The sequence below is a fragment of the Shewanella sp. QJM3NY_23 genome, from assembly GCF_056173105.1.
The window spans coordinates 2,478,287-2,502,140 of sequence record NZ_CM149657.1 but is presented as its reverse complement, the minus strand read 5'-3'; the positions used below and the strand labels follow the sequence as shown (position 1 = coordinate 2,502,140).

The window sequence follows — 23,854 nt, the reverse complement described above, 5'->3', positions numbered from 1 at the left end:
ATTCCAAGACCAGCACACTTTGGGGCAAAAGCTTCTTAGCCTTTAACTCACTAGTCGTATCAAATGAAGTCCAATCGAAGAAGCGTTAGAGATAGGTGTAAGCGCGGTTTTGGCCCTTGGCGGCATGGCCAAAAATGTTCCTTACATTTTTTGGCATTCCCTCCATCCATGGAGGTCAGATGCCGCCGTGGAGCGTATAGGGATGGCGCACAACGATATCCCTATCTAAAAGCCAGTTCGACAATCCCTGTCTCTCGTTCATAAGCACGAAGCTATGCTTCACTCACCGAGCCAAAAGAGCGCTTGCACATAAAGCCTGCGGCAGGCTATTAATTGCCATTAAGGTGCGTTTTCATAGCACATCAATAAATGAAAATTCAGCATAACGCTGCTCAAGTAAACTTAAAAAAATGCCAAGCCTTCATTCGAAGGTAACAAACTTTGGGGCAGAAACGAGTTATACCTGAATGTCCGCTCGTGATCAGGAGCGAGCAAATCTAACACCCTACGACTATTAGATTTGATCGCGCTCGGCTAAGGAGTTTTGTCTGATGAAGTTCGAACCTATTCAGGTAAATAAAAAACCACGATAGTAACCAATCGTGGTTTTTTGTTAGACTTTATTAGCTAGGCACTGTTTTTAACAAAGCACTGTTTTTAGCAGACAGTATTGCTAGTAGACAGTGTTGCTAGCTAAACACTTTAGTCAGCGCCGGACTATATGTATTAGTCCCGACTAGATCTGTTTTACGTCCTATATCTGTTCTACGTCGAAGTTGACTTCAGGGTTAACATCAGCGTCATAATCAACTGACTCTACGCCGAAACCAAATAGCTTTAAGAACTCTTGTTTATATTCGCGATAATCGGTGAGCTCACAGAGATTTTCTGTGGTGACTAACGGCCATAAGTCACGGCAATGCTGTTGTATCTCTTCTTTGAGTTCCCAATCATCTAGGCGCAGACGATTAGCTTCATCAAGTTGTGGTGCTGTACCATCTTCACGGAATAAACGTTCTCTGAACATACGGTTAATCTGTTCTTGGCAGCCTTCATGTAGGCCTTCTTCACGCATCTTCTTAAAGACCATTGCGATATACAAGGGCATGACCGGAATAGCAGAGCTAGCTTGAGTGACGACACTCTTAAGCACGGCAACATTAGCGCTGCCGCCGGTAGCTGACAGCTTAGCGTTAAGTTCATGGGCTGCACGGTCAAGATCCATCTTGGCTTTGCCAAGAGCGCCATGCCAATAGATAGGCCAAGTCAATTCGGTGCCTATATAGCTATAAGCAACGGTCTTACAGTTAGGGGCCAATACACCTGCATCGGCTAGGGCGTTGATCCATAGCTCCCAATCTTGACCGCCCATAACGGTAATAGTGTCTTGGATCTCTTGCTCTGTGGCGGGCTCAACGCTGGTTTCGATAATGATATCTTTGTTGGTATCAACCGCTGTTGCGGTATAGGTTTCACCTATCGGCTTAAGAGCCGAGCGGATTAACTCGCCGCTATCAGGCAGTTTTCGAACTGGTGAGGCCAGCGAATAGACCACCATGTCAACTTGGCCAAGATCTTGTTTGATTATTTCAATGGCGCGTTGTTTAGCCTCATGGCTAAAAGCATCGCCGTTTAAACTCTTTGAGTATAAACCAGCTTGTTTAGCAAATTTATCAAATGCCGCAGAGTTATACCAACCTGCGGTACCAGGTTTGGTTTCGGTTCCTGGTTTTTCAAAAAAGACGCCGAGGGTTGCAGCACCGCTACCGAAAGCCGCTGCAATACGTGAAGATAGACCATAGCCGCTTGAAGAGCCGATAACCAGTACCTTTTTAGGGCCGTTGGCAACAGGTCCGTTTGCCTTAGTTAGGTTGATTTGCTCAAGTACATTTGCTTCACAGCCGACCGGATGAGTGGTAGTACAAATAAAGCCACGTGTTTTGGGTTTGATTATCATGTTTCTGCTTCTCTTGAAAAAGTGCCATTAGGATAATTAAAGCAAGATGAAATGGCACATGTTTTTTAATAATTAGGCACATAAGTCCTAGTGGTTGGAGCAGTTTAGCGTTTGTAGGAGAACATCGTTTGCTCCTGGATCAGTCGCTGGGTGTATTCATGTTGCGGCGAATTAAATAAATTCTCCGTAGTGGCCTTCTCCACCATTTCACCCTGATGTAACACCATAATTTTGTCGCTAAAATGGCGAATAATGTTCATGTTGTGTGATACAAAAATATAAGACAACCCCATCTCTTGCTGGAGTTTGAGCAACAGATTTAAAATTTGCGATCGCACCGATAGATCCAATGCGGTTAATGCTTCGTCGGCGATAATGATTTTGGGGTCTAACATCAAGGCTCTGGCAACCGCGACGCGCTGTTTCATCCCTTCTGAAATCATATGGGGATAAAAATCGGCGTGCTCAGGCAGTAAGCCAACCTTCCTTAAACGGTCAATCACTTGTGCACGGCGGCTGTGTTTATCTAAGTCGGTATTAAAGCGTAGCGGTTCATCGAGCAGTTCACCCACAGTCAAACTAGGGTTTAATGAAGTGTTGGGATCTTGGAAAATCATCCTAATTAACTTGCAACGCTGTTTAAGATCACGGCTATCAAGGCGTTCACCTTCAAAGTAAATCTCCCCCGCGCTGCGCTGCTCTGCGCCCACAAGAATGCGCGCTAGGGTACTCTTACCCGAACCCGTTTCGCCCACAATGGCCAGTGTTTCGCCGCTGTTAAGCTCAAATGATATTGGCCCAAGCGCTTGATTATATTGACGCTTAAAACCTTTGTAGCCAGCAAAAAAGGTTTTACTGAGTTGGCTAACTTTTAGTAAGGGGCTCGTCATGACTTGGCTCATTATAGTAAGGGAAATGACACGCAAAATAGCGATCTTTATGATGGCTCAATTTGGGCTGATTCACACAGTGTTTTTGCGCCTGAGGGCAGCGGGGACCAAGACGGCAACCAATGGGTTGGTGTTGTAGTGATGGCGCCGAGCCACGCAGGGTTTGCATCATGGTTTTATGCAGCTCAGGGTTAGAATAATCAGGGATATTGTCCAGTATCGCCTTGGTATAAGGGTGATATGGTTGAGCAATCACATCGGCAGTGGGGCCCGATTCCATTATCTGGCCACTGTACATGACTGATAAACGGTCGCACCACTGCGACAAGTTTTCTAGCTCGTGGCTAATCAATAAAATCGACACATTATGTAATTGATTTAATTTACTCAGCAGGCGAAATATTTGCGCTTGGGTTCTGACTTCCATCGAGTTGGTCGGCTCATCGGCGATCAATAATCGTGGTTGATTGGCGACCGCAATGGCAATCATCACTTTTTGACATTCACCGTCAGACAGCTCCCAGGCGTAACTTGACATCACTTTTTGGGTTTCTTTAATGCCCACCTTATGTAGCCATTGCCGTGCGGTTTTACGTTTGTCTTGCTCACGTCGCCACCAAGGTAACGCCTTGTTTTCGGGCATGGCTTCGATAATTTGCACGCCGACCACTATGGTGGGGTCTAAGCTACTAATGGGATCTTGAAAAATCATCGCCATTTCGCTGCCCATTAAGGCGCGGCGTGCTTTAGTGCTCATGTCCAATAAGTTTTGACCATCCCACATCATGCGATCGGCTTGTATTGTCCAATTATGCCCAGGGATCCCCATAATGGCTTTTGCCAGTAAGGTTCGCCCCGAGCCTGATTCACCCAGTAGACCATGAATTTCACCTGGGTTAAGGGTTAAGCTTACTCGCTCTAGCGCCTTTACTCGGCCGTGGGGCGTATCGAGTTCTATGGTGAGGTTTCTAATGTCCAATAATGGCATGTTGGTTTCTCATTAATGGCGAATGGGTGAAAGTGCAGAGCGCAGACCGTCGCCAACGAGGTTAATCGCCAGTACACAGCATAGGATGGCTACGCCAGGGATGGTGACTGTCCATGGCGCCGTTAAGAGGTTATCTAACCCTTGTGCCACCATGGCGCCCCATTCTGGGCTCGGTGCTTGTGCCCCCAGATTCAAGAAACCTAAGGCGGCGATATCCAAAATTGCTGCCGAAATACCTAAGGTGGTTTGAATAATCATGGTGTCCAAGACATTGGGTAAAATCACATACCAAAAAATCTGTATTGGGTTGGCTCCATCTAGCCTTGCGGCGGTCACATACTCTTTTTGCAACTCTTCATGTACCGCTTGGTGGATTGCCCTGACAAATTGAGGCGTTAATGCAATGCCTACCGCCCAAAATACATTGCTCAGCCCTGGTCCGGTGACAGCCACCACCAATATTGCCATCAATAATGAAGGGATAGAGAGAAGTGCGTCGAGTAAATGACTCAATATACTCGATTTTAAGCCCGTCATCATGCCCGAAATAGACCCTATTACAAAGCCTATCACCAAGGCCGTGGCAACAATCGCTAGCGCCATACCAAAGGTCAGGTGCGCCCCATGCAGCAATCTGCTAAAGATGTCTCTGCCCAGATCGTCAGTCCCCAAAAAATGTTCAACCGTGCCAGCAGGATCCCAAGAGGGAGGCAGTAATAATGCCTGAGGATCTTGATGTGCAGCAGAAAATGGCGCAATAAGCGGTCCAAATAGTGCCAGTAATATGAGGCAGCAAATCGCCCAAAAACCGGCAAACGCAAATGGGTTGTCGGTAAACGCATTCCAGATGCGTCGCAAAGGCGAGGGGATATGGCCCACCTGATAAATTTTAATGGGCGGCATAGAGTTTTTTCCTACTGAGCGGATTGATCGCCGTATGTAACACTTCAATTAAGATGCTTAAAAAGATGATGATCAATGCCACTGCCAAAATCCCCCCTTGGATCACGGTATAATCGCGTTGGTAGATCCCCGAGACTAACCAAGCACCAACCCCCGGCCAGCTAAAAATCACCTCAACCACAATCGCGTAACTGGCAAATGCCCCGAGCATGAGCCCCAGATTTTTAAGAACAGGAATAAAGGCATTGGGCAGTGCGTGGCGCATCACTATGGTATAGGTTCTCAGGCCGCGAGCTTCGGCGGCCTTAATATAGGTTTTTTCCATAATCGACATCATGGCGCTGCGGGTGATACGCACTACCACAGTAAAAGGCAGTACAGCCAAGGTGACCGCGGGCAAGACAATATGCTGCAGGGCGTCAACAAAAGCTGACCAAGCATAGCGAGAGTCCCATAGCAAAATATCGATGAGCAGAAACCCCGTTACTGGCTTTATCTCATAAAGTAGATTGATTTGACCTGAGATGGGCAGCCAACCTAGGCGCACGCCAAACCACAGTGACAGGCTCAATCCGAGCCAGAATACGGGAATTGAGTAGCCCGTTAAGGTGATTGCCATAATGGTGTGTTGGGTAATTTTATGTTTACTTAACGACGCTAAAACCCCTAGAGGGATCCCGAGTAGTAGTGCAATTGCACCGGCGACAAAGGCCAATTCGAAACTGGCGCTGAGTACGGCGGTTAATTCATTAAACACCGGATTTTGCGAGGTGACAGAGATCCCTAGGTTACCAGATAAACGTTGTTCTAAATAGGCAATAAACTGGCTCACTTGGCCTTTATCCAGACGATAAGCCTCATTAATGCTGGCTTGTTCTTCAGCCGTAGGAGCGTGGATACCTGTGAGGGCGACGGTGTGATCGACCGGAAATTGAGCGGTGACACTAAACATCACTATAAACAACACCAGTGATGTGGCAAGAAATAGATTTAAGCGGCGAGCAAGATAGCGTGCCATCAGTTCGGCTCCTCAATAGCCACAATGGCTGGTGTCACCTTAGTGGTATTAGTGAAAGAGATACCACCAAAAGGGGTTAGTTTAGATTGCGTTACCCGTTTTTGTTTGACCACCATGCGGGTGGCGTGAGCAAAAGGCAGCATCGGAACTTGCTCGGCGACATATTGTTCGGCTTGTTGGTATAGCGCAGTGCGCTCTACACGATCTGTGGTTGACTTAGCCGCCTGAAGAATACGGTCAAATTCCGGTGCGCACCAACGTGAGCGGTTACTGTTAGAGTCTACTGATGCGCAGCTTAAAATGGGGGTGAAAAAATTATCCGGATCACTGTTATCGGCGTTCCATCCAATTAACACTGAGTCGTAATTTTGCCGACTGAGTTTCTGGTTAAACACACTCCAGTCATAACTGACTATGTTGACCTTGACCCCAATACGTGCCAAATCAGCTTGAATTAATTCAGCGGTTTTGTGGGTATTAGGATTATAAATGCGTGCAACCGGCATTGCCCAGATATCAATACTTAAGTCACTGATACCGGCATCGCTGAGTAACTTACGTGCTTTTTCTGGGTTATAGTCGATTAAGCTTTTATTGCTCGAATAGGCCCATGATAGCGGGGGCAGTAGGCCAACGGCTTCGACTGCCGTTTGATGGTATACCGCCCGCAGGATATTTTCTTTATCCACCGCATGGGCTAATGCTTGCCGTACCCGCACATCATTAAAGGGAATACGTTCGGTATTAAATGCCCAAAAAGCGACATTAAAACCTGGGATGGAATCGACCTCTAAATTGGGCTTGTCGATCACCACAGGTAACTCACCGGCTTTAGGCAGCGCAGAAATGTTGCAGTCGCCTGTAATGAGCTTAGCCAGTCGCGTGGTACTTTTGGGGGTAATATCAAATACTAGCTGCTCAACTTCAGGGGTTAAGCGCCAGTAATGATGGTTGCGATAATAACGAATAAAATCATTTTTTACATAGTCGACCAGCCTAAAAGGGCCGGTGCCAATCGCCAGTTTATCGACGAGTTCAGGCTCGTCAGCTTGTAGCTGTTGTAAGCCATACTCTTGCGACAGTATGACGGCAAATCCTGTGGCAAGGTTGGATAAAAACGAGGCGTCTTTTTGCGTGAGATGAAAGGCAACTTGATAGTCGTTTACTTTCTCAATTTTGTCGATTAACTCTGAAAATCCAATACTTTGGAAATAAGGGTAGCCACTTTTAGCCACATCATGATACGGATGAGTGCTGTTGATAATACGATTAAAGGAAAACAGGACATCGTCGGCGTTGAAATTACGCGTTGGGGTAAATATGTTCGAATGATGGAAACGCACCCCAGTGCGCAACGAAAAAGTGTATACGCGCTCATCGTCACTGATGGTTCACGCTGTGGCTAGCGAGGGGACTAACTGGCCGGAGGTCGCATCATAATCGACAAGTCCGTCATAGAGTTGCTGTGAAGTGGCGTCGACTGTGGTGCCCGAGGTCACTAATTGTGGGTTAAAGGACTCTGGATTACCTTCAGAACAATAAACCAGACCAGAAGGAACCCGAGAAGGGCCACAGGCTGCTAATAATGGTACAACGCAGCAAAGAACCGACCCTAATGTGAGACGCTTAAGCAGCTCTGTCATCAGTAGATGTAATCGTTGTTTGAATGAATAATTTCATTTTAACAGTGCTACAGAGCTAGGAGCAAACTTCATCTGCTTTAAGCGAGATTTATTTATCCAATAAATTGTATTTTTTCAAAATTCCTCGCAGTTGATGGTAACTGAGTCCCAGTAATTCGGCGGTTTTTTTCTGGTTGTATTGCCCAGCTTCCAAGGCTTTACTGAGTAACTGCACTTCATGGGATTCACAGTGTTCTTTAAAGTCTAACGGAAACTCAATTGCGGCAGCCTGGTGTGGTTGCGGCGCTGATTCTGGCTCAAGGGGGGCGACAGGCGTCGCATTGGGCTGCGGTATAGCTTGGCGCGAGGTCGTTTTTACTCTGTGCATGGGGCGGTAGGGCGAAGCGAAGGGATCAATGACGATATGATCGATAGCGGTATGCAGATCAGTATTACGATAAACGCTGCGCTCCACCACGTTTTTGAGTTCGCGAATATTGCCAGGCCAATCATATTGCATTAATTGCTCGACAGCGCGGGGGGAGAAACCGTCAAACAGTTCATGTTTTAATTGCCGCGCCATGCCGATAGCAAAATATTCTGCCAGCGGCATAATATCTTCGGGGCGATGACGCAGTGGCGGTAAGGTGATCACATCAAAGGCTAAGCGATCTAGCAAGTCTGGTCTAAATTCTCCGGCTTGGGCAAGTGAAGGAAGATCCTCATTGGCAGCACAGATTAAGCGCACATCGGTTTGTACCGTTTTACTGCCGCCCACTCGTTCAAATTCACCGTACTCAATGACTCTGAGCAACTTTTCTTGAATGAGCCCTGAGGTATTGGCCAATTCATCTAAAAAAAGTGTCCCGCCATCGGCGCGCTCAAAGCGACCTTCATGCTTTTTATTGGCCCCAGTAAACGCGCCTGCATCATGGCCAAAGAGTTCACTTTCCAGTAGATTTTCACTCAAGGAAGAGCAGTTCAGTTTGATAAAATTATGCTCCCAGCGCGTCGATAGGTAGTGCAATCGCTCTGCTATGAGTTCTTTCCCCGTACCGCGCTCACCAATAATGAGTACAGGTTTAGATAAGGGAGCAACTTTTGAAACGTGCTCTAGTACTTCCAATAACGCATTCGATTGGCCGATGAGATTATCTTGTTGGAATTGATTCGCCACGATAAGTTTTAGTCTTTCACGCTAATAATTGGTGAAATTTATAATATGTGGCTGCGGTTACAAAATAAAGCAAAAGTTAAAATAATGTTTAAGTCTATGTATTGTAATGGATATCGAAAGTTGGCACACTAAATGTATTATTGTTTGCGACACCAACGTTAATTTAGAGGACAGTATTATGGGCATTTTCTCTCGCTTCGCAGATATCATCAATTCTAATATCAGCGCGTTACTCGATAAGGCCGAAGATCCTGAAAAAATGGTTCGTTTGATCATCCAGGAGATGGAAGATACCTTAGTCGAAGTTCGTTCAACCTCTGCCAAAGTACTTGCAGAGAAAAAAGAGATCTTGCGTCGTATCGTAAAGGTGCAAGAGCAAGTACAAGATTGGCAAGATAAAGCTGAGTTAGCGTTATCGAAAGATCGCGAAGACTTAGCCAAAGCAGCATTACTTGAAAAGCAGAAAGCCAGCGAACTGGCCGCTACGCTTGAAAAGGAGTTAATGGTCGTCGAAGAACATATTACTCGCCTCAAAGAGGAAGTTAATCTGCTGCAAGAAAAGCTGGCTGATGCTAAGGCGCGTCAGAAGACGATTATCATGCGCAAGCAGACAGCCTCTTCTCGTCTTGAGGTTAAGCGTCAACTTGACTCAAGCAAAATAGATAGCGCCATGAGTAAGTTTGAGCAATATGAACGCCGTGTTGAAGGGCTAGAGTCACAGGTTGAAGCCTATGATTTAGGTAATCCTAAAACACTTAACGATGAGTTCGCCGCTTTAGAAGCCGAAGATTCAGTCAACGCCGAGTTGGAAGCATTAAAAGCCAAGGTTAAAGCCAGCAACGCGAAAAAACAGACGACTAAAACAACTAAATAGAAACGATTCAGAGGTGAGTTATGGATATGGATTTATTAATAGCCCCGATCATCATCTTCATGATAGTGGTGGCACCCATTTGGCTGATCCTACATTACCGTAGTAAACGCCAAGTGAGCCAAGGACTCACTGAAGAAGAGTTTACTCAGCTAAATGAGTTAATTAGCAAAGCCGATAAAATGGCCCAACGCATAGAAACCTTGGAAGCTATTTTAGACAGCGAGGCGCCACAATGGAGGCATCGAGATGAGCGCATCTAATGGACGTCCCTTATATCGCATTCCCGAATCAGGCAAAATCGCTGGGGTCTGCGCCGGAATAGCCGATTACTTTAACTTTGAAACCTGGTTAGTCAGGGTGGTGGCTGCATCGATATTTTTACTTGGGGGATCGGGCATCATCTTTATCATCTATGTGCTACTGTGGATGATATTAGATATCAAGCCTGGCAGCACAAAGAACAAACACCAGCATAAAGAGATTGAGGTTAAAAAGAAGGTCTGGCAGGCTGGCGAACCCGCTAAGGCAGCGTTACGGGATGTCAGCAGCCAATTTAGACAATTAGAGGTAAGGCTTCAACAGCTTGAACGTCATGTCACCTCTGATAGTTTCGATCTCAAACGGGAGATCAACAACCTGTAAGCTTGATTCATCATGACTTACATAAGGCATAAGGGCGGTGAATACCGCCCTTAAACATGGCTACGATTCGAATACGGATATTATAGGGGCCAAGATAGGTGCTATGAACTCACTCAATCGCTCACTTCATAAGCTATCACAACAGTCAAAATCTTTGGTCAAACGAACCACAGACAATCATGTACGCCTAGCGGTAACGGGTTTGTCTGGCGCAGGCAAAACCGCTTTTATCACCGGATTAGTGAATCAACTCCTACACAGTGGTACCGTTGGGCAACATAATGCGTTGCCCTTGTGGCAAGTGGCGCGAGATGAGCGCCTTTATGGGGTAAAGCGCACCTTACAGCCCGATATGACCATTGCCAGTTTTGATTACGAAGGCGCCATGGCGGCCTTAACCTCTAGTGAACCTCACTGGCCAGCGTCCACGCGTAATATCAGTGAGCTGAGGTTAGCGATTAAATACCAGCCGCAAAAAGGGCTGCTGGCAAAACTGACTGACCATAGCACCTTATATGTTGATATTGTTGACTACCCAGGTGAGTGGTTACTCGATTTACCTATGTTAAAACTCACCTATCTACAGTGGTGTCAGCGTCAAAGTCTGCGTAGCAGCTTGTTGTCGCTCAGCGAGTATTACACGCCCTTTATCGACGCTTGCGCCGAGCTGCCTTTAGCATCACCGGCGCAAGAGCTGCAACTCAAACAGGTGTCGAGCCTGTATCAACAACTGCTGTGTGACAGTGTACATACCCATGGGTTTTATAATGCCCAACCTGGGCGCATGTTATTGCCAGGTGAGCTGGCCGATACGCCAGTGTTAGCGTTTTTTCCTCTACTCGGCTTAAGTGAGGGGCAGTGCGATGCATTAGAAAAAAGCCCTAAAGACTCCTATTACCATGTACTTAAAAAACGTTATCACAGCTATGTAATCCAGGTTGTTAAACCCTTCTACCGCGATTACTTTGCCAAGTTTGACCGTCAATTATTATTAGTTGACTGTTTTACGCCGCTTAATCGTGGTAAAGCGCAGTTTGATGATATGAGTCAGGCGCTAGACGGCATCATGGCTAGCTTTCATTTTGGTCAATCTAACTTATTGAAAAGGCTATTTTCTCCTCGTATTGATAAGCTGTTATTTGCTGCCAGTAAAGTGGACCATATTACCCGCGATCAGCAGGGTAATGTGTTATCGCTATTGACCCAGCTGGTTAACCGCAGTCAGCAACATGCCAAGTTTGAAGGTTGCGATGTTGAGGTGATGGCGATCAGTGCTATAAAAGCCACACAACATGGCATGGTGCAAGTTGACACTAAACAGATAGAGGTGGTTAAGGGACGCGATATGGCAAGTGGTAAAGCGGTCACTTTGTTTCCTGGCGAAGTGCCCAAGCAGCTGCCTCGCAGTGAATTTTGGCAGCAACAAGGGTTTGAATTTGTTAATTTTGCGCCGCCTCAAATCGCCAGTACTGCTAAGGATGTGCATTTTGAGCATATTCGCTTAGATCACCTATTGCAGTATTTAATTGGCGATAAGCTAACTTAGCTATCCCTGATTTACATCTTGATTGATGATAGGAACGATAATGACACAACCCTCAGATTCGATAGAAAAAAAACAGTTATTCGAGCTAGGAGATGATGATCCCTCGACTCAGCCAAGGCTACAACAGGCAAGGCATTTTGATGCTGAACCTGTACACATACTATCCAGCGAGAGTGACGAGGAGCAGCTTGCACAATTATTAGATATTGACCATAGCGCGAAGCGCACCTTGATGGTGAGTAAGCGTCGCCGCTGGTCATGGTTGACTAAAAGCATGTTGCTTGGCCTTATCATCTTAGTACTGACCCAAACCGGGTTGTCCTTGTCACAAGCATGGACCGACAGCCCTTGGCTATTTGGTTTATATGCCAGTGTTCTGGCTTTGGTTATCTTGTGGGCTGGGCGGATAACCTTTAGTGAATGGCGTCAGCTGAAGCGATTAAAGGGGATTGAGGAGGCACAGCAAGTGAGTGAGCGCTTAGCTCTCAGCATGCAGATTGGTGAGGCCGACCCGTTTATCGAGCGTATTTTGGCTAAATTACCCACAGATATCGACACCCAAAACTACCGTGATCATGTGCGTGATGAGCATAACGATGCCGAGCGAGTGCTGTTGTTTGAGTCGCTGGTGTTAACTGAAATCGATAAAAAAGCTAAAAAATTAGTGCATCGTTATGCCACAGAATCGGCACTATTGTTAGCCGCAAGCCCGTTGGCCATGCTCGATATGGCGATTATTTTATGGCGTAACCAGAAGATGATCCGCGAATTAGCCAGCTGCTATGGTATTGAGCTGGGTTATTGGAGCCGCATTAAGCTTATTCGTTCGGTGATAACCAATATTATTTATGCGGGCGCCAGTGAGGTGGTAACCGATATTGGTACCCAGTTGCTGTCACTGGAAGTGTCCGGCAAGGTATCGACGCGGATGGCGCAAGGCTTAGGCGGGGGATTACTCACCGCAAGGTTAGGTTATCAGACCATGGCATTGTGTCGGCCCGTGGTATTTAGTCATGAGACCCGCCCCAAGTTAACCAAGATCCACACCGCACTACTGGGTGAACTCAAAGACTTCTCTCTAGCCGCGTTAGGTAAGCGCACAACCCGTAACAAAGATTTTACATCACGTTAGGGCTTAATCTGTTGTCGTGGCTTTACTCTCAAGCGCAAAACAGTCCAAGGTAGGTCAAGGCGGGTGTTGAGCTTTATTCAACCAATGAGCACTTTGGAGAGAGATAATGCAACAAAAATGGCTGCAGGCGACTCAAGTTATCCACGCTGGGCATCAAAGGGATGCAACGGGTGCATTAGTTTCACCACTGTATCAAAGTGCAACTTTTGCATTCGATAACGCAGAGCAAGGCAGCGCGTGCTTTGCTGGTGAGCAGCAAGGCTATATTTATACCCGCTTAGGTAATCCCACCACGGCTGAGCTGGAGCGTAAGTTAGCGATACTAGAGGGCAGTGAAACCGCAGCTGCCACGGGATCGGGGATGGCGGCGGTATCGGCCGCATTATTAACCCATTTATGCTGTGGCGATCATCTCGTTGCCGCCAAAGCTGTCTATGGTTGCACTTTTGCCTTGATGACCACACAGTTGAGTAAGTTTGGTATTGAAACCACTTTGGTGGATTTTAATGATATTGATGCGATAAAGCGCGCCATTAAGCCCAACACTAAAGTGCTGTTTTGTGAAACTCCAGTGAATCCCCATCTCGATGTTTATGACTTAACCGCCATTGCTCATATAGCGAAGCTGCATCATCTGGTGAGTATTGTCGATAACACCTTTATGACCCCGTTGCTGCAGCAACCTATCTCGTTGGGCATTGATATGGTGGTGCATAGCGCCACTAAATACCTTAATGGCCACGGCGATGTGATTGCCGGCATAGTGTGTGGCAGCGAGGAGATGATAACCAAACTCAAAACAGAAATCCTCAAAGACATCGGCGCGATATTATCACCACACGATGCCTGGCTTATCTTACGCGGGCTAAAAACCTTAGATGTCAGACTTGCACGTCATTGTGATAATGCCCAGGTGATTGCCGAATATCTGGATAAACACCCGCAAATTAGCCGAGTTTATTATCCAGGTTTAAGTCATCATAGTGGTCATCATCTTATCGGCTCGCAGATGCGCCGAGCTGGGGGAGTGGTGGCCTTTGAACTTGATAGTCACTTTGATGGTGCTGTTGCATTTGTTAATCGACTTAAGTTATTTACTATTGCGGTCAGTTTGGGGAACCCTGAGTCACTTATTCAGCATCCGGCCTCGATGACCCATTCGCCCTATTCATGTGAGGAGCGACTTGCGGCAGGGATTAGCGATAATCTATTGCGTATATCGGTAGGATTAGAGGCGGTTGAAGATATTCTTGACGATTTACGCCAAGCGTTAGAAGGGGCGTAGTCCATCAGTGGCCAACTCATTATCGAGTAGGCCACTGATGGGTGAATGGATTACGCTTAGATAGTCCAGAACAGGTGAGCAATGATGTACAGTACCAACATACTGATAAAATTGATTATTGCGCCTGCTCGCATCATCTCTGATTGCTTAATGTGACCTGACCCATACACAATCGCATTGGGCGGCGTCGCCACTGGCAGCATAAAGGCACAAGAAGCAGCAATACCAATTAATACCGACAGCATTACAGGTGATAGTCCCAGAGCTTCAGCAATCGCGGCAAATACAGGTACCAATAAAGCAGCACTAGCGGTATTACTGGCAAATTCGGTCAGCATCACCACAAAAAAGATCACCGCAAAGGTGAATAACGCCATGTGAGTGTTACCAAAAATGTCGGTGACCCAGTGCGCCAAAAATACACTTGTACCTGTGGTTTTTAAAATAGCACTTAACGTTAAACCACCACCAAAGAGGATGAGCACGCCCCAATCTGTCGTTTTTTCTATTTTTTTCCACTGCACTAAGCCTAAACCAGCCAGTAATACCACGGCACTTAATGCCACTATGGTATCGAACTGTTTGATGCCGCCTAAAGCGCCAGAAATAGGCTTACTGAATATCCAGCAACATACGGTTGCTAAAAAGACGATGAGGGTGAGTTTACCTTGAAAATTTAATTTTTGGCTGTCGTTTGGGATCTCGCAAACCACATTAAGATTGGGTTTCAAATAAAGATAAAGCGCGATAAGCATACTGGGCAACATCAGCGCCACAGTGATCAGACCGAACTCTAACCAGTCGGCAAAGCTTAAACCCACTTGAGCCGCTGCGATAGCATTAGGCGGACTGCCCACTAAAGTACCTATGCCGCCAATATTGGCCGAGTAGGCAATGCCAAGCAGCATAAAGAGGTAGGTATTGCGATGCTCTTTAATGTCTAGCTGTTGCAAAATGCCCAGAGCTAACGGCAGCATCATTGCCGCTGTAGCAGTATTACTGATCCACATCGATAGTAGGGCGGTGATGCCGAACAACATCATGCAAGCAATACTCAGTTTACCTTTAGAGGCGGTAAGCACTTTCTGAGCAATGCGGCGGTCGATACCTTGATGATTCAAGGCAGCAGCAAGGACAAAGCCACCAAAAAACAGGTAAATAATCGGGTTAGCAAAATTGCTCATTGCCGTTTTGGTTTCAAATACACCTAATACGACCCCTAGAATAGGGATCATTATTGCGGTCACGCTAATATGGATGGCTTCAGTCAGCCATAAAATTGCGGCAAAAACGAGAATAGCGAGTCCGATATTAATGCTCTGCTCAAAAGGCAAAAAGTGATACATCAATATGAATAAACAGATATCGGCAAACAATATAAGCATATTTTTAGATTGTGCCGGCTTTTCTGGAAGCAGTGGCTGAGCCTGCGTGGTTTCGTGAGACATTAAAGGGTCCATATTCTTGTTGTTAGTACTTGTTGTTAGGCGCACAACATTATCCCAGCGTGAGATCGGCACAAAGCTTTTTATTTGTAGTTAAATTACTTTGTACTTCAGCTGTATATGTGCAGTAGCGCAATAAAATGCGGCCTAATGTTACCTGAATCACGCTTTAAAGTAAGGGGTGGATCACATTTTTTTTCATAGTGAATCGCTTGCAACAGATTTCATCCAGTTATGAAATAAACTGAAAGTTATTTTGTGTGATCGCCGTCACTGCGTGCTTAAGCTGTCATTGGTGCCTGTCACGTATTTGCGCAAGGTATGAGTTTGTTCTATGTTTTTAACGTGACCAAGGAAAAGGAATGCTGGTCATCCCCTAATGGATACTCAAGGAGTTGGTTATGAAAGCAACATTATTGGGCTGTTTAATCGCGGCCACATTGGCACTCAGTTCGGCTTATGGCGCCGAAAAGGTGGAGCCAGTCCCTGTGAATGCACCAGTTCAGGCGCAAGCTGTTAATATCAATACCGCCACTGTAGAGCAGTTAAGTCAATTAAAAGGAATTGGCGAAAATAAGGCGATGGCGATTATTGAATATCGTAATACTCACGGTAAATTTACAGATATCAATCAATTATCTGAAGTTAAAGGCATAGGCCCCAAACTACTGGAGGACAATCGCGCCAATATTAAATTGTAAATGATTGACACTTGTTTTATTAAAAAATACCCGCGCTTGTGGGTATTTGTTTATAGATTCACCACTCAGGCATAAAGAATGCCTCATATGCAGATATTCCCTTGATCGCATGTCCTGCATGATAGATAATGCCCCCGTCTTAGAGATAACACGCTTTAAGAATCTATGGTGACCCTAGGGTCCCCCCGCAATGATAACTTGTGAACTCGGCCAGGCCCGGAAGGGAGCAACCGCAGCAGGCGACTCATGTGCCGGGGTGTGGCTCTAGGGAAACCTCCAAATTAAAGTCTAATCAAAGGCTTATCTCAGAAAGGCCGCAAGTGGTACACTTGGTGGTACACTCGATGAGAAATCGGTTAGCAAAAAACTCCCCCTATTTGTTTCAATCTCGTCATGGCATTTGGTATGCGCGTATAGTCGTACCTGAAGCTCAGCAAAGCTCTCTTGGTAAGCGTGAAATTAGAAAGTCGTTAGCGACGAGAGACCGTCTTGAAGCTATTCGTAAGTCTTGGCAAGTGTTGAGTAACCTGAACTCGGGATAAGAAATTGAACTAATAGCCCTCTTTGTGATCAGATCTCTCGACCAAGATTAATCAATCACGCAGAGGGCATATGAATAATTTAGTGGATGTATTTTGTGATGTCGATGATTTTTGTAATGCTTTTATTCCTCAATGGGAACAACAGTGTCTAACTGATGGAACCCGCAAGCGTAAGCGCGCTGGCAGAATGACGATGAGTGAAATTATGACAATTATCATTGCCTTCCATATGTCTAATCATCGTGACTTCAAGAATTTTTACACAGGATATCTGGCTCGTTTCTACAAATCTGATTTTCCAAACTTACTCAGCTACACTCGATTTCTTGAAGTCATGCCGAGTACAGTCATTCCAATGTGCAGTTATTTTTCCTCTTTAAAAAGCGCCCCAACAGGCATCGAATTCGTTGACTCAACGAGCATTAAGGTTTGTCATAATTTACGAATTCCAAGGCATAAAACGCTAGCAGGTCTCGCCAGCCGAGGAAAAGGCACGATGGGCTGGTTCTATGGTTTTAAACTTCATCTTATTGTGAACCATCGAGGCGGCATCGTTGCAGCCAAAATAACACCTGCGAATGTGCATGACACGAAACCCGTAAAAGGTATGGTCGTTGAATCAATGGATAAACTCTATGCTGATAAGGGGTATATCGGCAAAGCGTTAGCAGGCGACCTATTAGAACGTGGGGTAACTATCGTTAATAACGTGCGTAAAAACATGAAAGCAAAGGCTTTATCATTATGGGATAGAGCCATGCTTTCTAGACGATTTATTATCGAAACAATCAATGACCAGCTAAAAAACATCTCACAAATAGAGCATACGCGGCACCGCAGCGTACATGGTTTCATGCTTAATGTGATAGGAGGTTTAGTGGCTTATCAACTCAAAGAGAATAAGCCACAACTCAATATTACATCAGCAGAATTCAACGTGATTTCAGTGTTACGTTAAACCGATCTGAGGTTGAGTAAATTACGAAGTGTTGTCGAAGGGGTATCTCAAGACAGCGCCCAGAAGGGCCAAGAGCAAAGACCAGTTAAGCTTCCAGCGCCCACTATTACCCGTCAAAGCAATAATTCTCATAATCAACACCCTAAGCTCCCTAGGCTCAGTCAGGTTGTTGAAGAGTTTTGCCAAGAGAAGCTTAAGCAAGGCGCTTGGTCGCCACATAGTGAGCAGGTCAATCGACAGACGTTTAAGGATATGATCAGTCTTTTAGGTAACTTACGCTTAGATGAGTTCACCTTGGCTAAGGCATTGGAATATAAACGACACTTCTCATCTAAAGCAGACCTTGCGGTATCTACCGTTAATAAGCGATTGACGCGAGTCTCAGCGTTGTTGCAATGGGCGACTATTCATTACGGTACTAATAACCCTATGGCAGGTTTAAGTATTAAGGTGTCGGCTAAGGTTAAGGCGTCTAAATCTTAAAATCCTGTTTAACATGTACCTTTTCTACTGAGTTTTCAGCTTTAATCGGTTGGTTTAACGAGTTGTAGGTGGAGTAGGTGATGTATGCGAACCCCACAATTAATGTACCAATCACTACGCGTCTTACGAAGGTTAGGTTGTTGCTTGCTTTAATGACGAGGTCAGTTAGGTCATCTTGGATTTTGATGGCTTGCTTTCTGACCTCAGCCTGCTCAGCTAAACTATCATACCTTTGGAATTCAGCTTTAATTCGTTTCCCAATGTGCTCAAAAGTCTTACTGTGTACATCAAGAGATTTTACAATCATTATGGTGGTGATGAGTAAACCAATAGCCACAGCAAGTGCGTCACTTATAGCGTCTATTTTCATTACCGCACCTATCACTGCCAATGAGGCTGGAATGGTTAAAGCTCTCGCTTGACCGCTGGATACTATCTCATTGATTTTTGATGTGTACTCGAGGTCTTGTTTGCTTATTTCATGAAGCACCTTGTTTACACTGAAGCGCTGAATAAACATTTCATGATGCTCATCATACTTCTTTTGAAATTGAACTAATGAGTTGAGCATATAGTTAAAAATAGTTGAGGAAGACTCACATTTATTGATGAACTCACCAAAAGAGGATCGCATTACTGATTTACGCTCATCAGCCTGTTTATCGTCTATAGCCAGCGTTTCTTCAAGTTTGGATATGGAGACAATTGATTCACTTAACTGAGTCAATTCTAATAGCTTTGTCCACGTTGTTTCGGGTTTGAAGTCGTAACGGTGTGAAGGGTTTTCCTGTTCTGACTCTATTAAAAACAAGAGTCTCTCTGAGCCTTTAGCTGGCCCTTTAGGTGGTTCGCAGTGGTCACATAACGTTGAGAGAATGCGGCGAGTGCCACATAGAATCTGAAGCCTTTTTATATTATCTTCATCAAGATTTTCGGTCTGTTGTAAGTCTGAAATAATCAGAAAAGTTTCTGGTATAGAAAGCGTATCATTAACTTTCTTGAAGAGGCCTTCCCAACTAATAAATATTGGGCACTTGTCACTCCACTGAGGGGCTGTCAATTGAACGTATAAACGGGTGCCACGAATACTTCGTCTGGGATCAAAGTTGAAACCGAGAGAAGTTAAGCCTTCTTTTAAAAAGGGAGTATTTTGACTCGTTACCCCATCAAAAATCAGTAAAGCATCCGTCGATTCGTCAAGTAATGTTAACGCTTTGAGTGATTCAAATAAATCAGGTCTTACAGTCATCTCAGTCATCTTTATTCATGAGTTTTAGCAATGAAGCTCTTGTTGCCTCATCGGAGATTTGAAGTATAAGTTTGTGGTTCTCTGAATCGTACTGCACTACTTCACCTGTTCCCGATCTGCCAACACTTTTTTTGAAGACCTTTGCAACAAAGCTTTCATCACTTGCTTCAATATTAATCCACTTTTCCGCTTCTACCGAGTTTGCAGTAGGCTCAATATGATGATTAATCTCAAAACCATTCGAGTTAACGAAAGTTTGAAAGGTGCCGCGTAAAGGTGAGTCTATTTCAAGCGCGCTTTCTATGGTCTCAAATAGCAGTGTGGCCGGAACCGGTTTTTTATCTTTTGCTGCCTTCACTAGGATAACATCAAGAGCATCGCAAGCCTTGTCATAAAAAGATTCAGGTAAACTATGTTTTAGTTGAAATTGACTAAGAGCATCAAAAAGTTGATTTATAGAATGAGCATTTTCAGCCCTAATGATGCAACCAAACGCTTCTCTAAAAAACAACCCTTTAGAAGCGCCTTTGATGAACTTGAGGTAGGTCTCCTCTTTTGGAATCTCAGGGTAAGTTGAATCAAAAAGAGTGAGGTCAAATAGAGCGGCTTGCCGCATCGCCTCTAGGTTTATATGCTCTGAGTCCGTTGGTACAAGGTTTTCATCAAAATTGAATCCATCTTTCTTGTCTACCATTATGGCCATTAGTCGACCAATTTCATCTTCTTCATGCCCTTTGTAGTGCATAAATACGATGTTGCCCCCAGCAACCTTGTAAGCTCCCGCCTCTTTGGCCGCATTGACTAAGGAGTCCATAAGAAGCTTAACAAGTTCTTTAAATGGTAAAGCTCCATTAACGTAGGATGTTAGTCTGGCTGGAGTGGATAATGGTGATAAGTCTTCATCGTAATAGCTGTGATACTTGTTCCTGCGCTTAAATTTATTCTCTACCTCTACAATCAGCCTGTAGCAGATGTCATCATTCTGAGGCCACTCATTGCCTATTTTTGATGAAAGGCTTGAGCTGCCGGTTTGGGTGATAAATTCTGCAGTGATAGCTGCAATTGATATAAATTTAGGGCGTTCAGTGGGCGCTAAAGCTTCACATTCTGGGCAGTTATCAAGTGATTTATCGAAGGTTTCACCGCATTCAGTGCAATCAAGCATATTTATTGTCCACATTTAGCTACACAGAGAGGAAGAGGCGGTGTTGTAGGAGTGTGTCCATACACCTATTTTGAATATCTTCCATGATTTTATAATTATATTATATGGTTAATCACTTGCAGTCTAATATTTGTGGCGAATAGTTGACTGATCCCCTGCACTACATTATCGACTTAATCCACCTTGGGTCATTTCTGAACTAGTTAATGGATGCTTCCTTGCATCACCCGCAATGATAACTTGTGAACTCGGCCAGGCCCGGAAGGGAGCAACCGCAGCAGGCGACTCATGTGCCGGGGTGTGGCTCTAGGGAAACCTCCAAATTAAAGTCTAATCAAAGGCTTATCTCAGAAAGGCCGCAAGTGGTACACTTGGTGGTACACTCGATGAGAAATCGGTTAGCAAAAAAACTCTCCCTATTTGTTTAAATTTCCCTATCTTGTTTTAAATTCACCGTTTTATCTTTGTTTAATGCCGTGCCGTTATAAATGCTGAAATACCCATCTGTGTGACTTTTGATGTCTGGGCTATGCCTGGGGTATGTCTAGAAAGTAGCGAGCGCGTGAATACCAAGGCGCCCCCCCCCTTTAATTGAAATCCTTGGTTAGACTTACTGGTTCTCTTGTTGGGGGAGCTTGGTTTTTAAAAATGCACGAGATTTTTCTAAGGCGGATTGGATCTCAGCTTTCATCTGCTTGAGTTCGTCATAATCTTCAAAAAAATAGGTATCGACGAGATGACGAATATAGCGTACCGGTAGCTGATTGAGTGTTACGCAGCATAAATCGGCGAGATAGTCTTCAGGTAACTCATCCATCAGCCCTTCATCAGACAGCATCTCGAGTAACAGTACTTCATAATAATTTCGAATTTCTAGTTGCATGCATCTATCTCCACGATGAGGGGCTTGGCTTATATCGTTTGTCTAGTTTGCAATCATATTGGCTTAGCCGCAATAACTATTTAGCGTTGCGTGATAGTCAGGTACGTGATGCAAAGTAAGGTAATACTGACAATGTTATTAAGTGTAAACGCGAGAAAGGTGTGAGGCGGTATATTGTTCGAGGCGAAATTGGGGGCGATTTCGATATGGGGAGCGTCACGCCAACATCTTGCCAGCGTGACTCAGCCTGTGGTATTTACAACCTTATTACAACTGTTTGATAGCCCAGCTCATAAACTCTTTGCGAGTTTTTTCATCGGCGTGTAACCACCAGTATTGCAGCATTTGCTGAGCATGTTCAGCTTCACTCTTGTTGGTGGGCGTTGCTGTTGCGGGTAATGTCGCGGCTTCTATTGCACTTATAGGCTTTGCGGGTACGGAACTGGCTGCCATAGCACTGCCTGTTGCAACGGCTGCAGCAACTTCAACATCTTGACCGCTGTCATCGCCCAATAGTCGACCTACAAACGAAGCCTCAGTAATATCGGTTTGTGCTACTTGGTAGCTGACTTTACCACCATCGGCACGCGTGATAATGACCTCGGGTGATTTAGCAAACTCTTTCGGACGTTTAATCACTTTGCCTTCGGCGGGTTGTAATTGGTACTGATAATCGCCGTCGACATTAAGGGTAACAATAAAGGGGGATGATTTGATAAAACTTTCGCTGTCACTGAAATCATCTTGCACCATATCGTGATAACGGATAGCAATCTTGTGAGTGCCGTTATCTAGGCTTAAATCGGCCTTATGGTTAAACAAGCTACTTTCTACTTTTTGACCATTAAGGGCTAAGTATTCAAATGCCATGGGAATGGTGAGATTGGCAGCCATTGCCGATGAGGCACCAAGCAAAGCGATTAAAGCGGTGATTGGCATTACTGATTTCATTGTTACTCCTTAACGATTATGACTTCTATACGGGCGTTCAAACGCCTGAATGCGATCTTCTATATAACTAATAGCTTGCCGACACTTGCCTAAGCGACGGTGGACTAAAAGTATCTCATTTTGCAGTGCAATTTTGTCAGCACTATGACAGTTTTCAAGTTTTGATTGTAAATCTGCAATTTTTTGCTCAAATGTTTGAACCCAGTTCAAATGTTTGTTTAATTCCTCGTACAGCTGGTGGCTATTATGCATCACGCCAGAAGCAATCCAACTAAAACCACTATCTGCATGGGATTGTTGTCGTCGTTGCTTGGCATTAGCCATACGTGATGTTTTTTGTTGTTCAGCCGATTTTACATCTAATGTGGTGGTGTTCAGCGCACGGCGCAGTGCGGTAAATCTATCTTGTATGCCTTCACAACTGAGCGCTATGGTCGATGTCGAGATATTCCCCTTGAGTAGTTTTTCGAGCTGCGCAATTTTATTGCTGATTTGACTGATACAAGGGGCAAGCTGGGCACCAGATTGATTAAATAAGCCATGATTAAAACGCTCGGTATCGTGCAGTAGCTTACGTTGTCCTTTTGCCAGTTGACTGTCATGTTGCAGCACTTCTTGCTCTAATTGCTTAAGTTGGACTCGTAAACGATGAATTAGTTCTGAGGTGTTCATGCCCATGCGCTCCACGCCAAATTGATGGCAATCAAAATAACCACGGTGATAAATAGCGGACGGATAAATGGTACGCCAAATTTGATTGCGGTGCGAGCGCCAACAAACGAGCCTAACATCATGCATAAGCCCATGGACAAACCGATAACAATATTGACTTGTCCCAAGGCTAAAAAGACCATTAAAGAGGTTAAGTTACTGATAAAAGTCATGGCGCGTGCTAATCCACAACTGTTGAGTACTGGTAATTGGTATTGCGAAATACTGCTGATTGTCCAAAACGCTCCAACAGCAGGCCCTGCAAAACCATCATAAAATCCCAGCGGTATCCCTTGGCGCCATTGCTTAAAGGCCGATGGTGCGCGAGTTGGAGGTAAGTGGGTGTTAGCTCCCATTACGCTGGGTTTTAGCAAGGTGTAGATGGCAATGATGATGATAATGAGTGGCAGTAATTTTTCGAGCCATTGATTATCAATTAAATACACCACGAAAGTGCCGATAACAGCGCCAATAAAGGTGGCTATTGCGGCATGGTACCAAAAGCGTGGCTCAAAAAAATGTTTGCGGTAATAGGTAAATGCCGCCATGGATGAGCCAAAGCTTGCGGCCAATTTATTGGTACCGAGCGCCGCGTGTGGCGGTATGCCTATGGTTAATAACGCAGGGATCGACAGTAAGCCACCGCCGCCCGCGACAGCGTCAATAAAGCCGGCAATAAAACCTGTGGCGGCTAAAATAACCCAAACGCTGGGGTCTAAAAGTAACTCCAAT

At 45.1% G+C, this 23,854-nt stretch carries 23 protein-coding genes, 2 other RNA genes and 1 pseudogene; 12 read left to right on the top strand and 14 right to left on the bottom strand.

What is annotated here, in order from left to right:
* Positions 1–754: 754 nt before the first annotated feature.
* From fabV to pspF, 7 genes and pseudogenes are all read right to left on the bottom strand, one after another.
* A complete protein-coding gene (gene fabV, locus AC0VXX_RS11250; RefSeq protein ID WP_475514307.1) occupies positions 755–1,957 on the bottom strand; it encodes an enoyl-ACP reductase FabV in 1,203 nt (400 codons plus the stop codon).
* A 104-nt stretch (positions 1,958–2,061) separates the two neighbouring features.
* Positions 2,062–2,847: a peptide ABC transporter ATP-binding protein gene (locus AC0VXX_RS11245; RefSeq protein WP_110456726.1), complete on the bottom strand. Its 786-nt coding sequence runs from the start codon at positions 2,845–2,847 to the stop codon at positions 2,062–2,064.
* Positions 2,822–3,835 (bottom strand): oligopeptide/dipeptide ABC transporter ATP-binding protein, encoded by a 1,014-nt coding sequence (locus tag AC0VXX_RS11240; RefSeq protein ID WP_475514306.1) that lies wholly within the window; start codon positions 3,833–3,835, stop codon positions 2,822–2,824. The genes AC0VXX_RS11245 and AC0VXX_RS11240 overlap by 26 nt, the downstream gene beginning before the upstream one ends.
* A 12-nt stretch (positions 3,836–3,847) precedes the next feature.
* Positions 3,848–4,738, bottom strand: coding sequence for an ABC transporter permease subunit (locus AC0VXX_RS11235; protein WP_475514305.1), 891 nt, complete (start codon positions 4,736–4,738; stop codon positions 3,848–3,850).
* Positions 4,725–5,756: an ABC transporter permease subunit gene (locus tag AC0VXX_RS11230; protein ID WP_475514304.1), complete on the bottom strand. Its 1,032-nt coding sequence runs from the start codon at positions 5,754–5,756 to the stop codon at positions 4,725–4,727. Before AC0VXX_RS11230 ends, AC0VXX_RS11235 begins: the two co-directional genes overlap by 14 nt.
* Positions 5,756–7,399 (bottom strand): annotated as a pseudogene (locus tag AC0VXX_RS11225) (ABC transporter substrate-binding protein). The gene AC0VXX_RS11230 and the pseudogene AC0VXX_RS11225 overlap by 1 nt, the downstream one beginning before the upstream one ends.
* A gap of 88 nt (positions 7,400–7,487) precedes the next feature.
* Positions 7,488–8,555, bottom strand: a complete 1,068-nt coding sequence (gene pspF / locus AC0VXX_RS11220; RefSeq protein WP_475514303.1) for a phage shock protein operon transcriptional activator — start codon at positions 8,553–8,555, stop codon at positions 7,488–7,490.
* Positions 8,556–8,733: 178 nt separating this feature from the next.
* On the opposite strand from pspF, the gene pspA reads away from it, so the two are divergent.
* The 6 genes from pspA (at position 8,734) to AC0VXX_RS11190 (ending at position 14,034) form a co-directional block, all read left to right on the top strand.
* A complete protein-coding gene (pspA, locus tag AC0VXX_RS11215) occupies positions 8,734–9,429 on the top strand; it encodes a phage shock protein PspA (protein WP_110456815.1) in 696 nt (231 codons plus the stop codon).
* A gap of 20 nt (positions 9,430–9,449) precedes the next feature.
* Entirely contained in the window at positions 9,450–9,689 is a 240-nt protein-coding gene (gene pspB, locus AC0VXX_RS11210) for an envelope stress response membrane protein PspB (RefSeq protein WP_110456720.1), read from the top strand.
* On the top strand, positions 9,676–10,071 hold the full coding sequence (gene pspC, locus AC0VXX_RS11205; protein ID WP_475514302.1) for an envelope stress response membrane protein PspC: 396 nt from the start codon (positions 9,676–9,678) through the stop codon (positions 10,069–10,071). The genes pspB and pspC overlap by 14 nt, the downstream gene beginning before the upstream one ends.
* A 103-nt stretch (positions 10,072–10,174) precedes the next feature.
* Positions 10,175–11,617, top strand: a complete 1,443-nt coding sequence (locus AC0VXX_RS11200; RefSeq protein WP_475514301.1) for a YcjX family GTP-binding protein — start codon at positions 10,175–10,177, stop codon at positions 11,615–11,617.
* 40 nt (positions 11,618–11,657) lie between these two features.
* Positions 11,658–12,749 carry a YcjF family protein gene (locus AC0VXX_RS11195; protein ID WP_475514300.1) on the top strand — a complete coding sequence of 364 codons (1,092 nt, stop codon included), beginning with the start codon at positions 11,658–11,660 and terminating at the stop codon, positions 12,747–12,749.
* A gap of 106 nt (positions 12,750–12,855) precedes the next feature.
* Entirely contained in the window at positions 12,856–14,034 is a 1,179-nt protein-coding gene (locus tag AC0VXX_RS11190; protein WP_475514299.1) for a trans-sulfuration enzyme family protein, read from the top strand.
* 56 nt (positions 14,035–14,090) lie between these two features.
* Here AC0VXX_RS11190 and AC0VXX_RS11185 read toward each other — a convergent pair whose 3' ends face one another.
* Entirely contained in the window at positions 14,091–15,482 is a 1,392-nt protein-coding gene (locus AC0VXX_RS11185; protein WP_475514298.1) for an SLC13 family permease, read from the bottom strand.
* A gap of 398 nt (positions 15,483–15,880) precedes the next feature.
* Between AC0VXX_RS11185 and AC0VXX_RS11180 the strand changes: the two genes are divergently transcribed.
* From AC0VXX_RS11180 to AC0VXX_RS11160, 5 genes are all read left to right on the top strand, one after another.
* Positions 15,881–16,180 (top strand): ComEA family DNA-binding protein, encoded by a 300-nt coding sequence (locus AC0VXX_RS11180; protein ID WP_475514297.1) that lies wholly within the window; start codon positions 15,881–15,883, stop codon positions 16,178–16,180.
* Between the two features lie 174 nt (positions 16,181–16,354).
* Positions 16,355–16,451, top strand: an RNA gene (ffs, locus tag AC0VXX_RS11175) — signal recognition particle sRNA small type.
* 73 nt (positions 16,452–16,524) lie between these two features.
* Positions 16,525–16,722 carry a DUF6538 domain-containing protein gene (locus AC0VXX_RS11170; RefSeq protein ID WP_475514296.1) on the top strand — a complete coding sequence of 66 codons (198 nt, stop codon included), beginning with the start codon at positions 16,525–16,527 and terminating at the stop codon, positions 16,720–16,722.
* A 70-nt stretch (positions 16,723–16,792) separates the two neighbouring features.
* A complete protein-coding gene (locus tag AC0VXX_RS11165; RefSeq protein ID WP_475514295.1) occupies positions 16,793–17,680 on the top strand; it encodes an IS982 family transposase in 888 nt (295 codons plus the stop codon).
* Positions 17,681–17,692: 12 nt separating this feature from the next.
* The gene (locus AC0VXX_RS11160; RefSeq protein WP_475514294.1) at positions 17,693–18,163 is read left to right on the top strand and encodes a hypothetical protein; all 471 of its coding nucleotides are present in this window, start codon (positions 17,693–17,695) and stop codon (positions 18,161–18,163) included.
* On the opposite strand, the gene AC0VXX_RS11155 is transcribed toward AC0VXX_RS11160, so the two are convergent.
* Positions 18,153–19,421 (bottom strand): hypothetical protein, encoded by a 1,269-nt coding sequence (locus tag AC0VXX_RS11155; RefSeq protein ID WP_475514293.1) that lies wholly within the window; start codon positions 19,419–19,421, stop codon positions 18,153–18,155. The genes AC0VXX_RS11160 and AC0VXX_RS11155 overlap by 11 nt on opposite strands.
* Positions 19,414–20,577 (bottom strand): nucleoid-associated protein, encoded by a 1,164-nt coding sequence (locus tag AC0VXX_RS11150; protein WP_475514292.1) that lies wholly within the window; start codon positions 20,575–20,577, stop codon positions 19,414–19,416. The genes AC0VXX_RS11155 and AC0VXX_RS11150 overlap by 8 nt, the downstream gene beginning before the upstream one ends.
* Positions 20,578–20,793: 216 nt before the next feature.
* On the opposite strand from AC0VXX_RS11150, the gene ffs (AC0VXX_RS11145) reads away from it, so the two are divergent.
* Positions 20,794–20,886: signal recognition particle sRNA small type (gene ffs / locus AC0VXX_RS11145), an RNA gene on the top strand.
* Between the two features lie 301 nt (positions 20,887–21,187).
* Here ffs (AC0VXX_RS11145) and AC0VXX_RS11140 read toward each other — a convergent pair.
* From AC0VXX_RS11140 to AC0VXX_RS11125, 4 genes are all read right to left on the bottom strand, one after another.
* Positions 21,188–21,460, bottom strand: a complete 273-nt coding sequence (locus AC0VXX_RS11140; RefSeq protein WP_475514291.1) for a late competence development ComFB family protein — start codon at positions 21,458–21,460, stop codon at positions 21,188–21,190.
* Positions 21,461–21,727: 267 nt separating this feature from the next.
* The gene (locus AC0VXX_RS11135; RefSeq protein WP_475514290.1) at positions 21,728–22,411 is read right to left on the bottom strand and encodes a DUF2057 domain-containing protein; all 684 of its coding nucleotides are present in this window, start codon (positions 22,409–22,411) and stop codon (positions 21,728–21,730) included.
* Between the two features lie 9 nt (positions 22,412–22,420).
* Positions 22,421–23,083, bottom strand: coding sequence for a primosomal replication protein (locus AC0VXX_RS11130; RefSeq protein WP_475514289.1), 663 nt, complete (start codon positions 23,081–23,083; stop codon positions 22,421–22,423).
* Positions 23,080–23,853 (bottom strand): sulfite exporter TauE/SafE family protein, encoded by a 774-nt coding sequence (locus tag AC0VXX_RS11125; RefSeq protein WP_475514288.1) that lies wholly within the window; start codon positions 23,851–23,853, stop codon positions 23,080–23,082. The genes AC0VXX_RS11130 and AC0VXX_RS11125 overlap by 4 nt, the downstream gene beginning before the upstream one ends.
* Position 23,854 lies beyond the last annotated feature (1 nt).